Origin of the sequence: Flavobacterium sp. (assembly GCF_027484205.1) — a bacterium.
In the GTDB taxonomy this organism is placed as follows: Bacteria; Bacteroidota; Bacteroidia; order Flavobacteriales; family Flavobacteriaceae; genus Flavobacterium.
In genome coordinates, this window is record NZ_JAIXUB010000015.1 from 1 (window position 1) to 12,281 (window position 12,281).

Annotated in this window: 13 protein-coding genes; 3 read left to right on the forward strand and 10 right to left on the reverse strand. The window is 31.9% G+C overall.

All coding sequences use genetic code 11. The features are described 5' to 3' along the window. A partial coding sequence (locus Q0049_RS05960; RefSeq protein ID WP_298117614.1) for a choice-of-anchor J domain-containing protein occupies window positions 1-686 on the reverse strand: 686 nt, incomplete at its 3' end. A 187-nt stretch (window positions 687-873) separates the two neighbouring features. Here Q0049_RS05960 and hflX point away from each other — a divergent pair. Further along, complete coding sequence (hflX, locus tag Q0049_RS05965) at window positions 874-2,100, forward strand: GTPase HflX (protein WP_298117616.1); 1,227 nt, start codon at window positions 874-876, stop codon at window positions 2,098-2,100. A 52-nt stretch (window positions 2,101-2,152) separates the two neighbouring features. On the opposite strand, the gene Q0049_RS05970 is transcribed toward hflX, so the two are convergent. The 6 genes from Q0049_RS05970 to Q0049_RS05995 form a co-directional block, all read right to left on the reverse strand. Continuing rightward, a complete protein-coding gene (locus Q0049_RS05970) occupies window positions 2,153-3,040 on the reverse strand; it encodes a DUF3078 domain-containing protein (RefSeq protein ID WP_298117618.1) in 888 nt (295 codons plus the stop codon). A 94-nt stretch (window positions 3,041-3,134) separates the two neighbouring features. Next, a complete protein-coding gene (locus Q0049_RS05975; RefSeq protein WP_298117620.1) occupies window positions 3,135-3,644 on the reverse strand; it encodes a DUF2480 family protein in 510 nt (169 codons plus the stop codon). A 1-nt stretch (window position 3,645) separates the two neighbouring features. Next, on the reverse strand, window positions 3,646-3,969 hold the full coding sequence (locus tag Q0049_RS05980; protein WP_298117622.1) for an SUF system Fe-S cluster assembly protein: 324 nt from the start codon (window positions 3,967-3,969) through the stop codon (window positions 3,646-3,648). Between the two features lie 6 nt (window positions 3,970-3,975). Further along, window positions 3,976-4,395 carry a SufE family protein gene (locus Q0049_RS05985; protein WP_298117624.1) on the reverse strand — a complete coding sequence of 140 codons (420 nt, stop codon included), beginning with the start codon at window positions 4,393-4,395 and terminating at the stop codon, window positions 3,976-3,978. 7 nt (window positions 4,396-4,402) lie between these two features. Further along, on the reverse strand, window positions 4,403-4,876 hold the full coding sequence (locus Q0049_RS05990) for a hypothetical protein (RefSeq protein WP_298117626.1): 474 nt from the start codon (window positions 4,874-4,876) through the stop codon (window positions 4,403-4,405). Between the two features lie 11 nt (window positions 4,877-4,887). Further along, complete coding sequence (locus Q0049_RS05995) at window positions 4,888-6,102, reverse strand: aminotransferase class V-fold PLP-dependent enzyme (protein ID WP_298117628.1); 1,215 nt, start codon at window positions 6,100-6,102, stop codon at window positions 4,888-4,890. A gap of 286 nt (window positions 6,103-6,388) precedes the next feature. Here Q0049_RS05995 and Q0049_RS06000 point away from each other — a divergent pair, with 286 nt between their 5' ends. Together Q0049_RS06000 and Q0049_RS06005 are read left to right on the forward strand one after the other, a co-directional pair. Then, window positions 6,389-7,738, forward strand: a complete 1,350-nt coding sequence (locus Q0049_RS06000; RefSeq protein WP_298117630.1) for a serine hydrolase — start codon at window positions 6,389-6,391, stop codon at window positions 7,736-7,738. A gap of 57 nt (window positions 7,739-7,795) precedes the next feature. Continuing rightward, on the forward strand, window positions 7,796-8,506 hold the full coding sequence (locus Q0049_RS06005; protein WP_298117632.1) for a hypothetical protein: 711 nt from the start codon (window positions 7,796-7,798) through the stop codon (window positions 8,504-8,506). Window positions 8,507-8,555: 49 nt separating this feature from the next. Here Q0049_RS06005 and sufD read toward each other — a convergent pair whose 3' ends face one another. From sufD to sufB, 3 genes are all read right to left on the reverse strand, one after another. Further along, window positions 8,556-9,872, reverse strand: coding sequence for a Fe-S cluster assembly protein SufD (sufD, locus tag Q0049_RS06010; protein WP_298117634.1), 1,317 nt, complete (start codon window positions 9,870-9,872; stop codon window positions 8,556-8,558). 69 nt (window positions 9,873-9,941) lie between these two features. Next, window positions 9,942-10,691 (reverse strand): Fe-S cluster assembly ATPase SufC, encoded by a 750-nt coding sequence (gene sufC / locus Q0049_RS06015; RefSeq protein WP_298117636.1) that lies wholly within the window; start codon window positions 10,689-10,691, stop codon window positions 9,942-9,944. 137 nt (window positions 10,692-10,828) lie between these two features. Next, window positions 10,829-12,277 carry a Fe-S cluster assembly protein SufB gene (gene sufB / locus Q0049_RS06020; protein ID WP_298117638.1) on the reverse strand — a complete coding sequence of 483 codons (1,449 nt, stop codon included), beginning with the start codon at window positions 12,275-12,277 and terminating at the stop codon, window positions 10,829-10,831. Window positions 12,278-12,281 lie beyond the last annotated feature (4 nt).

Below are 12,281 nucleotides of genomic sequence, written 5' to 3' on the forward strand. Positions count from 1 at the left end.
GTTGGGTCTAAACACTTTTGAGCAATTCTAACATTGTCTAAAAGCCATCTATCACCACTAATTCCAGTTGTAGTTTGAGTATATTTCATTACAAAGGCAACATAAACTTGTTGACCAATTAATGAAGCAGGAAAATCAATTACTTTCTCTGTGTAAACATTAAAAGCGTTTTGAACTCCGTTAGGATCGAGAGTCAATTGATCTTCATTATATTCTGCAAGTAAAGTTGTGTATGCAGCAGGTAAATTTTGTACTCCTGTTGCTGGTGCGATTTTAACTTGATATAAAGTTCCTGTATTTCCATTTGAGAATGTACGTGCAAAAAAACGTAATTGACCATTAGTTGGAACGGTTAATAATGGAGTTGCTAAATAATCTTCAGATGTATTTCCAAGACCAATATTTTCTCTATTGATGTAAGCAGCATTTGTTCCTGCATAAACAATTGGTGGAGAAGCAGTTGCGTTGTTAATTCCCCAACGTTGCCCTAAACCAACACCGTTATCAAAAACGGCCCATTGGTTTCCTGTAACTCCTGTTCCAAGTGTCCATGGAGTCGGAGTTGTTGGCGCAGCAAGATCTGCACCTGTTGTTCCTTCAAAACCTTCAGTTCCAGGTGTAGGAAATTGAGCATATCCGACAAGTGAAAGAAATAATGAAAGGACTAGTAAAGTAATTTTCTTCATTAAATAAGGAAATTTAAGTTAATTATAATTTGAGTTTGTTTGATTTTAATCTTCAAATTTAACAAATTTTACAAATAAAGCTATAAAATTGCAGTTTTTAACTAAATAAAATTATGTTTCAGATTTTAATTTGCAGATTGTCGATTATTTGTGCGTTTTGTCTATTTTTGTGCTAGATAATTTAATTATGTTAGAAAAAGAAAAAATAGATTTTGAAAAAACAGTCATTGTTGGTATTATAACTCAAAATCAAAATGAAGAAAAACTTGTTGAATACCTCGATGAACTTGAGTTTTTAACTTTTACAGCTGGAGGTGAAGTGGTGAAAAGATTTTGGCAAAAAATGGAACGCCCAAATCCAAAAACATTTCTTGGAACTGGTAAAATGGATGAAATTGCACTTTACACCAAAGAAAATGAAATTTCTACTGTAATTTTTGATGACGAATTATCACCTTCTCAACAAAAAAACATTTCAAAAATCCTTGATTGTAAAGTTTTAGATAGAACTAATCTTATTCTAGATATTTTTGCTCAACGTGCAGAAACTTCTTATGCCAGAACACAAGTAGAATTAGCCCAATGTCAATATCTACTTCCAAGACTTTCAGGAATGTGGACACACCTTGAAAGACAAAAAGGTGGTATTGGTCTTCGTGGTCCAGGTGAAACCGAAATTGAAACTGATAGACGTATCGTTAGAGATAGAATTGCTTTATTGAAAGATAAAATTAAAACTATTGACAAACAAATGTCTATTCAAAGAGGAAATCGAGGCGCAATGGTTCGTGTAGCTCTTGTTGGCTATACAAATGTTGGGAAATCAACATTAATGAACGCAATAGGCAAAAGTGATGTTTTCGTCGAGAATAAGTTATTTGCAACATTGGACACAACTGTTAGAAAAGTTGTAATTAGAAATTTACCTTTCTTATTATCTGATACTGTTGGATTTATTAGAAAACTACCTACACAATTAGTAGAATCATTTAAAAGTACATTAGATGAAGTTCGTGAGGCTGACTTATTACTTCATGTGGTTGATATTTCTCATCCTGATTTTGAAGATCATATTGAATCTGTAAATCAAATTTTGATGGATATCAAAAGTAATGATAAACCTACAATTATGGTTTTCAATAAAATTGATGCTTATAAACATCTTACTATTGAAGAAGATGATTTAATGACTGAAAGAACAACTAAACATTATACTTTAGAGGAATGGAAACAGACTTGGATGAGTAATGTAGGTGAAAAAAACGCTCTGTTTATTTCGGCAACAGAAAAAGAAAATTTTGAGCAATTTAGAGAAATAGTTTATGAAGCTGTAAGAGAAATTCATATTACAAGATTTCCATATAATAAGTTTTTATATCCAGATTATAAAGATGCTGTTGAGAAAGAAGAATAAAAAAATGCCTTTAGAAATTCTAAAGGCATTTTTAAAATATGTTTATTAAGAATTAAAATCCATAATTCACACCTAAACCAATAACTTGTCTTGTTTGAAAACCTCTAAAAGCATTATCATCATAAATAGTTTGGAAAGCTAAATTAGTTGATAAAGCTTTATTAATTTTCATGGCAACATTTAAAGTATAATCAATATCAACATTTTGTGGATCTTCTAAATAGTTTGAATATAAATTTAAGATGTTTTCAACAGAAACATTTTCCATTAAATTAAATTTATAATAACCATTTACAGCTGCTCCAAATTCAAAACGAGAACTATCACCTTGCTCAACTCCAAAAGATGGTCCTAAATCAGTAAAGTGAGGATGAACAATGATTAACTTAGAAGTTGCAGGAGCAATATTTACTTTCAAATTATCACTTTTTTTCCACATCATACCTGGTCCAAATTGAAAAAATGCAGGTGAAAAGAAATGAGAAGTTTTTATACCAGAAGCTAAATCAACACCTGAATCAAATTGTGTTTTGAAGTTAAAAAATGCAGAATAAAACCAGTAACCTGAAGCTTTTTTTCCTAATAATGAATTGAATTCTAATCGATCATCAGATTTTTGCATTTCTTGATCTTTTATTTTTGTAAGACCATAAGCAGCCAATAATCTGTTGTCCCAATTCCAATCTCCGCTTTTGTAATTGAATTCATAATTTAATCCCACATTTCCTGAGATATTACTTTGTCCACCTGCTAACCAATTGTTGAAAGATGCTTGATTTGCTAAAAATGTAAAAGTGCCTTTTTTAACCCATCCATTAGGTTTATCAGCACCAACTTTAGCAGCTTCTTCTGTCTTTTTTAAGTTCTCTTTTTCTGTAGTTTGAGCCGTTGATAAACTCACAGTCATTAAAAAAACTATTGAAAGTAAAATTTTCTTCATTTTGTTTTGTTTTAAAATTTTCGAGTGCAAAGGTATAAATACATTTCACTTTAACAAATTTTAACCAAAATGTAAGTCGTTGGTTTTGTAGAATTTAAACTACTTTTTTAAAAAGAGGAACAGCAGAACAAGCTTCGCCATACATGACACTTTTTGCGACCCGTTGTAGTTTTTGAATTGCAATGATGTAAGCGCTTTCGGGAACAGGTTTTTTAGAACAACCTTTTAAAATGACTGGCTTATCTTGATATATAGAATAATCAATATCTGTCAAAACCTCTTGATATAATAGTGTATCCAAATCAGATAAATTACCCAAAACAACTTTCCTTGCTAAAGGCGAAACATAAACTGTAACCAAAATACTTGCCCAAGCTGGAATTATAGCATCAGTAGAACAATTAACTGCAACTAAATGTCCTTGATATTGTGACCAATCATGATTTTTTAATGCTTCACGAAAATCTTTTTCTTTCAAAAGAAATCCTTCATAAAGCCATTGTGAAATGTCTATTTGTGTTCGAACTCCATTTGGATAATAATCTTCTAAATCGAAAACTTCGAGAACAGAATTGGCAACTTTATTTATTATTTCCTCCGACATTTTACAACATTCCTAACTCTAACTTTGCTTCTTCACTCATCAAATCTTTACTCCATGGTGGATCAAAGGTGATTTCAACTTCGCATGATTTTACAACATCAATTTTAGTAACTTTTTCCTCAACTTCACGAGGTAGCGTTTCTGCAACAGGACAATTTGGTGAAGTTAATGTCATTAAAACTTTAACTTCATTGTCTTCATTAATCATCACATCGTAAATCAAACCCAACTCATATATATCAACAGGTATTTCAGGATCGTAAATACCTTTTAAAACCTTAACAACGTTTTCTCCTAAATTAATTTCGTCTTTAAATTCTTCCATAATTATTTAATTTTTAGCACTAAAAGCTAAAGCATACATTTTTATTTGTTTTATCATTGAAACCAATCCGTTGGCTCGAGTTGGTGATAAATGCTCCTTCAATCCAATTTCGTCAATAAAATCAGTATTTGCATCTAAAATATCCGACGCTTTTTGATTTGAAAATGCCCTAATTAAGATAGCAATTATTCCTTTTGTCAAAATAGCATCGCTATCGGCTGTAAATACAACCTTTTCATCATTTTGCTCTGCATGAACCCAAACTTTTGATTGACAACCTTTTATAACATTATCTTCAGTTTTAAATTGTTCTTCGATTATTGGAAGTGATTTGCCTAACTCAATTATATATTCATAGCGTTGCATCCAATCGTCAAACATTGAAAACTCATCAACTATATCGTCTTGTATTTCTTTAATTGTCATTCTTTAATTATCTTTTTGTTCCGAATGAGGTTATTTTATTTACCAAATTTTGAATTTCTAAAGGTGGATTTCCGTGGTCAAAATCAACCGTTTGATATTCTTTCCCATTTGAAATAATTTTCAAATTTGCAATTGCAGCACCATCATAAAATCGTTTTTGAGTTGGATCTTTGTATGTTGCTAACTTGTCAAGATTTACAGAATTCAAATAACTTGATAATTCTTTATTTACATCATCAGGAATTTTTGTTTCCTCACCATTTGTCTTGTCTTCACGATTGTTTGTAACCCATACTGATTGATTTTCTATGGTTATTTTTTCATAAAAACCTCTAGTATTTGCTACATACTCTATTTTTGGTAAATTATATTCTTTAACATTTGAAGTTGTTTCTTTTTTTGGTTCCTCAACAATTTTCTTTTGACAATTACACCCAATAATTGCAAAAACAACAGATAACAAAAGTGAAAATTTTTTCATGTTTTTATGTTTTAAGACAACATCATTTTAGCTTTCTTAACGGCTTCGACAAAGATATCAATTTCTTCTTTAGTATTGTAAAAAGCAAAACTAGCTCTAATTGTTCCTGGAATACAGAAAAAATCCATAATGGGTTGAGCGCAATGATGACCTGTTCTTACCGCTATTCCTAATTTATCTATTATCGTGCCAATGTCGTAAGGGTGAATTCCTTCGATATTAAATGAAATCACCGAAGCTTTTTCTTTAGCTGTTCCATAGATTTTTAATCCTTCTATTTCTAAAAGTTTTTTTGTTCCGTAGTCTAGTAATTCTTGTTCATATACAGCAATATTGTCAAAACCAATTTCATTCATGTAATCAATGGCAGTTCCAAGTACGATTCCTCCTTCAATATTAGGTGTTCCTGCTTCAAATTTATGAGGCAAATCGGCATAAGTAGTTTTTTCAAAAGAAACCGTAGCGATCATTTCGCCACCACCTTGATATGGAGGTAGTTTTCGAAGCCATTCTTCTTTTCCATATAAAATTCCAACTCCTGTTGGCCCACAAATTTTATGTCCTGAAAACACATAAAAATCACAATCTAAAGCTTGAACATCAGGTTTTAAATGTGGAGTAGCTTGAGCGCCATCAATCAAAATAGCAGCTCCAACTTCATGCGCTTTTTTTATCATATATTCAATAGGATTAATCGTTCCTAAAGCATTTGAAATATGATTTACAGTTACAATTTTAGTTTTATTTGAAAGCAAATTGTCATATTCTGATAGTATTAATTCACCAACTTCGTTCATCGGAATCACTTTCAAAACAGCTCCAGTTTTTTCACACAACATTTGCCAAGGCACAATATTACTATGATGTTCTAAAGCAGAAACCAAAACCTCATCACCTGTTTTCAAAATTGAAGCAAAACCATTCGCCACGGCATTTATAGCATGTGTAGTTCCTGAAGTAAAAATTACTTCGTATGGAAATTTAGCGTTAATATGATTTTGAATTTTACCACGAGAAACCTCATACGCATCAGTAGCGTCTTGACTTAATTTATGTACACCTCGATGAATATTCGCATTCAAATTTTCATAATATTTTGTAATAGCATCAATCACCACTTTAGGCTTTTGAGATGTAGCACCATTATCAAAATAAATCAACGGTTTACAATAAATCTGTTGCGATAATATTGGGAAATCAGCTCGTATTTTATTTATATCTAACATTTCTTTATTTAGAATTTTTCTAAATACAAAAGTAATAAAATTGAAACTGATTTCTACCAAACAGATGTTAATAATTATCCAAGATTTTTAACCCGCATTTTCTATTTGAAACCACATAGAAACATAGATTATAAAGTATGAAAAGATTGAATACAGAAAACTTTGTTTTTAAACATAGCTATGTATACTTTGACAAAACGAAGTGACTACAAATTTTAAAATCAAAATCTATGTTTCTATGTGGTTAAAAAAATAATTTCCTAAATTGCATCAAAATCTATTTAAAATGAAAAAAATCTTCAAAATATTCGCGATTTTACTAGTGTTAGTTTTAGTTTATCTTCGAATAGAAATTTATCCGCAACTTGATTTAATCTCGGGTTTCTCTGCTAAAAGTGTTACTTCTGGACATTTTTTAGACAATCGTTCGCTGGAAACTATTCAACAAGGTGATAATGATATTGATAAAATAGATTGGGCAACCAACGAAATTAATGATAAAGAACGATTTGTAACTTCAAAAGTTTATGGTTTTAAAGAACGAAAAGCCATCTATCGTGAAGGTTTGGGTGCGACTTTAATCAATGATGATTTTGATGTTTCAAAACCGTACAATGTTCCGAAAAGAACTAAAATTAACACTAATTTACCTTTTCCTTATGGAAATTTAGAACCAAAAGACACTGTTTTTTCAAACATTGATTATGCCAAATTAAACGCTGTTGTTGCCAATGCTTTCGACAAAAAAGGTCAAAAAGAGAAACGAACTCGTTCTGTAATTGTAATTTATAAAGACAAAATTATTGCTGAAAAATACACTGATGGTTTTAATAAAAACTCTAAAATATTGGGTTGGTCGATGACAAAAAGTTTGACGGCAACTTACTTTGGAATTTTGCAAAAACAAGGCAAATTCGACATTATGAAACCTGCGCCAATTGCAGAATGGGCAACCGATGAACGTTCAAAAATTACCACAAACGATTTACTTCACATGAATTCTGGTTTGGAATGGGAAGAGAATTATTCTAAAATTTGTGATGCTACCAAAATGTTATTTATTGAAGAAGACATGACCAAATCGCAAATCAACAAACCATTAGTTGGAAAACCGAATAATACTTGGAACTACTCTTCTGGAACAACCAATTTATTAAGTGGTATTTTGAGAAAACAATTCAAAACGCATCAAGAATATTTAGATTTTTGGTACAGCAGTTTGTTTGATAAAATAGGCATGAATTCAGCTATCGTTGAAACCGATATGGCTGGAAATTTTGTAGGTTCTTCTTATGGTTGGGCAACAACTCGCGATTGGGCAAAATTTGGCTTATTATATTTACACAAAGGCAATTGGAATGGCGAACAAATTTTTGATGAAAGTTGGGCAAAATACGTTGCAACTCCAACCAATTCTTCTAACGGACAATATGGTGGGCAATTTTGGTTAAACGCAGGCGGAAGATTTCCAAATGCTCCTAAAGACATGTATTACGCAAGTGGTTATCAAGGACAAATGGTTGCTATTTTCCCAAGTCATGATTTAGTAATTGTTCGAATGGGTTTAAAAGAAGATCCTGAATTTGATTTTAATGGATTGTTGAGTGGCGTTGTTGGGAGTTTGAAGAAGCAATAAACCCAATAAAACAACGTTTTCCTTTTAAATATTTATACTTTTGCCAAAATTATTAAAATGAAAAAATTCAACATGAAAAAGACTACACAATTTATTTCGATTCTTTTACTATTTACATCATTGTTTTTAACTTCTTGTAGTAGTGATGATAGCGGCGAATCTAATGGAACTACTACCGGAGATTATTTTCCAATGAAATTAAATAACGTATGGAATTTTAATGCCAATGGAAACACGGAACAACTAAAAATGATTGGAACAGATGAATTCGGCGGAACTACTTATTATGAACTTCAGGATGAAGGTGATGATTCTGGTTTAAATACTCAAAATTGGGTAACCAAAAAAGGAGCTACTTATTATCAAAAAATTGCTGATATAACGACAGTTCAAAGTGGAGTTACCATAAATATTAAAGGTTACCAAATGCCTATGTTTAAAGATGATTTAGCTGTTAACGAAACATGGTCTGGAACACTTCGTCCTAAAGTAACTTTTAGTTATAATGGCAACAACGGTTCACTGCCAACAACGGTTACATATACAGGTAAAATAACTGCAAGAGATGTTACAGAAGTAATCAACGGTGTAACTTATACGAATGTAATCAAAACGACAATGGATGCAGAAACAAATGTTGATGGAGAAATTAATAGTGTATTTTCAGAATATTGGTTTGCAAAAGATATTGGTCCAATAAAAGAAATTCAGATTTTAAATGGAGGTGTTTCAAATGAGAGAACATTAATTAATTATGTTCTTAATTAAGAAAAACTAAACTTTACAAAAAAAGGTTGTCAAAATTGACAACCTTTTTTTATAAATCAAACCCTAAATTAACACCTAATTTGTTGGCGATAATCTTAGTAATTCGTTGTTTTAATTCGGGTATTTTGATACTTTCTATTACTTCGTTGGAGAAAGCATACATCAATAACGCTTTGGCTTCTTTCTTTGGAATACCACGTTGTTGCATGTAAAACATGGCACTTTCGTCTAATTGACCAATGGTGCAACCGTGCGAACATTTTACATCATCGGCAAAAATTTCTAATTGTGGTTTGGCATTGATTGTGGCTTTATCACCTATTAAAATGTTGTTGTTTTGCTGAAAAGCATCGGTTTTTTGCGCTTCTTTTTCTACAAATATTTTTCCGTTGAAAACTCCTGTTGAACTATCAGCAAGGATAGTTTTATAGTTTTGATGGCTTTCGCAATTAGGCGTTGCATGATTTACCAATGTGTAATGATCAACATGTTGCTTATCACCAATAATGGTAATTCCTTTTAAAGTCGAGTCGATTCTTTCACCAAAATGATAGAAATTCAAGTTATTTCTAGTGATGTTTCCACCAAAAGAAAACGTATGAACTGAAACTCTACTTTCTTGTTTTTGAGAAATATACGTATTATCAATCAAATTTGCCGATAGCAAATCGTTTTGAATTTTATAATAATCTACAATGGCACGTTTTTGAGCAAAAATCTCCGTAACCGCATTGGTCAACACCGGGTTTTCATTCAGTGATTGATGTCTTTCAATAATTTGAACGTGAGCATTTTCGCCTACAATTACCAGATTTCGAGGTTGAACCATCAAAGCGTTTTCAACTCCAGTAGAGAAATAAATGATTTCAATTGGTTTTTCAACAACTTTACTTTTCGGAATGTTGATGTACGCACCTTCATTTGCGAAAGCGGTATTCAACGTAGTTAAAGTCTCGTCTTTGCTCGCAATTTTGTTGAAATACTCATCAATAACCATTTTGTATTTTGGTTTGGTCAATGCCGATGACATTAAGCAAACATCAATTCCATCATGAGTAGTTGCCGATAAAAACGAAGAGAATTTTCCGTCCACAAAAATCACTTTATACGTATCTATTTCGTGCAAGAAGTATTTTTTAACGGCAGCAAATTCAATCGCATTTTCGTGTTTTGGAAAAACGGTGAAGTCATTTTTTAAGATGGGGTTCAACGAAGTATATTTCCATGCTTCCTCTTTTTTAGTTGGGAAACCTTTATTTTCAAAGTTTTTTATAGCCGAAGTACGCACATCATGCAACTGCGAAGTCACATCGATTTGCTCTTCAAATGCCATGAAAGACGATACTAATTTTTCTTTTAAATCCATAATTTTGTTGTCGGTTGTCAGTTGTTTTTGTTGTCAGTTTGAAACCGATAACAGACAACTGATAACTTTTTAAACTAATTCACTTTTAATCCAATCGTATCCTTTTTCTTCCAACTCGTAAGCCAATTCTTTTCCTCCTGATTTTACGATTTTTCCGTCCATTAAAACGTGAACGAAATCTGGAATGATATAATCTAACAAACGTTGGTAGTGCGTAATTACTAGAACAGCGTTGTTTTCATTTTTCAATTTATTTACACCATTGGCCACAATTCGTAGCGCATCAATATCCAAACCTGAATCGGTTTCATCTAGAATCGCGATTTTTGGTTCCAACATTGCCATTTGGAAGATTTCATTACGTTTCTTTTCTCCGCCAGAAAAACCTTCGTTTAACGAACGTGATAAGAACTTTCTGTCCATTTCCAATAATTCTGATTTTTCACGAATTAATTTCAACATTTCGTTGGCAGGCATTTCCTCTTGTCCGTTAGCTTTTCTCTTTTCGTTAATCGCTGTTTTGATAAAATTCGTAACAGAAACTCCAGGAATTTCTACTGGATATTGAAACGACAAGAAAACTCCTTTATGAGCTCTTTCTTCTGGTGCTAATTCAGAAATATCTTCGCCTTCTAAAAGGATTTCGCCTTCAGAAACTTCATAGTTTTCATTTCCTGCAATTATGGAAGAAAGTGTTGATTTTCCGGCACCATTTGGTCCCATAATGGCATGAACTTCTCCTGCTTTTATCTCAAGATTAATTCCTTTTAATATTTCTTTGTCTTCAACTGAAGCGTGTAAATTTTTTATTGATAACATGTTTTATTTTGTTTCAGGTTTCAAGTTTCAAGTTTTTTACAACTTAACGTTGAAACATTCATTATATTAAAATTTTAATTTATTCAAAGTTTATATCAGTTTAGGAATCAACTTGAAACCTTAAACTTGAAACCAATTTATCCAACTGATCCTTCCAAGGAAATTTCTAATAATTTTTGTGCTTCAACCGCAAATTCCATAGGCAGTTTATTCAAAACTTCTTTACTAAAACCATTTACAATCAATGCAATAGCTTTTTCGGTTGGAATTCCTCTTTGATTGCAATAGAATACTTGATCTTCACCAATTTTAGATGTGGTTGCTTCATGTTCGATTTTGGCACTTGAATTTTTACTTTCGATGTACGGAAAAGTATGTGCACCACAATTATTTCCCATTAAAAGAGAATCACATTGCGAGAAGTTTCTAGCATTATCTGCATTAGCACTAATTCTAACTAATCCTCTATAACTATTTTGCGATTTTCCTGCAGAAATTCCTTTAGAAATAATAGTTGATTTAGTGTTTTTTCCTAAATGAACCATTTTAGTTCCTGTATCGGCTTGTTGGAAGTTATTAGTTACTGCTATTGAATAAAATTCTCCTATAGAATTGTCTCCTTTTAAAACCACTGATGGATATTTCCAAGTTACAGCCGAACCTGTTTCTACTTGCGTCCATGAAATTTTTGCATTTTTTTCGCAAATTCCTCTTTTTGTAACAAAGTTAAAAACACCACCTTTTCCTTCTTTATTTCCAGGATACCAGTTTTGAACCGTTGAATATTTTATTTCAGCATCGTCCAATGCGATTAATTCTACAACTGCTGCGTGTAATTGATTCTCGTCACGACTTGGCGCTGTACAACCTTCTAAATAAGAAACATAACTACCTTCATCGGCAATAAGAAGTGTTCTTTCAAATTGACCTGTTCCTGCTTGATTGATACGGAAATAGGTTGATAATTCCATAGGACAACGAACGCCTTTTGGAATATAACAGAAACTTCCGTCAGAGAAAACTGCTGAGTTTAGAGCTGCATAAAAATTATCTCTTTGTGGCACAACTGTTCCTAAATATTTTTGAACCAGTTCCGGATATTCGCGAATAGCTTCGGAAATACTCATGAAAATAATTCCTTTTTCTGCCAATGTTTTCTTGAAAGTAGTTGCTACAGAAACAGAATCTACTACAATATCCATTGCAACATTGTTCAATTTCTTTTGCTCGTCAATAGAAATTCCTAACTTTTTATACATTTCTAAAAGGTCTGGATCAACATCGTCAAGGGTTTTGTTTGGATCCGCTTTTTTTGGAGCAGAATAGTATGAAATTGCTTGAAAATCTGGTTTTTCATAATGCACATTTGCCCATTCTGGCTCTATCATTTCTTGCCAAGCACGAAAAGCTTCAATACGCCAATCGGTCATCCATTGTGGTTCCTCTTTCTTTTTAGAAATAGCACGAACAATGTCTTCATTCAATCCAATAGGAAACGTTTCAGAATCTAAATCGGTATAAAAACCATATTCATATTCTTTGTTTTCTAATTCGACTTTTAAATCTTCTTCTGTGTATTTTGACATAATT

Excerpts from the sequence above, each read along its gene's own strand:
- Q0049_RS05970 (WP_298117618.1), bottom strand. The coding sequence starts at position 3,040 with ATGAAGAAAATTTTACTTTCAATAGTTTTTTTAATGACTGTGAGTTTA.
- hflX (WP_298117616.1), top strand. The coding sequence starts at position 874 with ATGTTAGAAAAAGAAAAAATAGATTTTGAAAAAACAGTCATTGTTGGT.
- sufD (WP_298117634.1), bottom strand. The coding sequence starts at position 9,872 with ATGGATTTAAAAGAAAAATTAGTATCGTCTTTCATGGCATTTGAAGAG.
- Q0049_RS05995 (WP_298117628.1), bottom strand. The coding sequence starts at position 6,102 with ATGTTAGATATAAATAAAATACGAGCTGATTTCCCAATATTATCGCAA.
- Q0049_RS05980 (WP_298117622.1), bottom strand. The coding sequence starts at position 3,969 with ATGGAAGAATTTAAAGACGAAATTAATTTAGGAGAAAACGTTGTTAAG.
- Q0049_RS05985 (WP_298117624.1), bottom strand. The coding sequence starts at position 4,395 with ATGACAATTAAAGAAATACAAGACGATATAGTTGATGAGTTTTCAATG.
- Q0049_RS05975 (WP_298117620.1), bottom strand. The coding sequence starts at position 3,644 with ATGTCGGAGGAAATAATAAATAAAGTTGCCAATTCTGTTCTCGAAGTT.
- Q0049_RS06000 (WP_298117630.1), top strand. The coding sequence starts at position 6,389 with ATGAAAAAAATCTTCAAAATATTCGCGATTTTACTAGTGTTAGTTTTA.
- Q0049_RS06005 (WP_298117632.1), top strand. The coding sequence starts at position 7,796 with ATGAAAAAATTCAACATGAAAAAGACTACACAATTTATTTCGATTCTT.
- sufC (WP_298117636.1), bottom strand. The coding sequence starts at position 10,691 with ATGTTATCAATAAAAAATTTACACGCTTCAGTTGAAGACAAAGAAATA.
- sufB (WP_298117638.1), bottom strand. The coding sequence starts at position 12,277 with ATGTCAAAATACACAGAAGAAGATTTAAAAGTCGAATTAGAAAACAAA.
- Q0049_RS05990 (WP_298117626.1), bottom strand. The coding sequence starts at position 4,876 with ATGAAAAAATTTTCACTTTTGTTATCTGTTGTTTTTGCAATTATTGGG.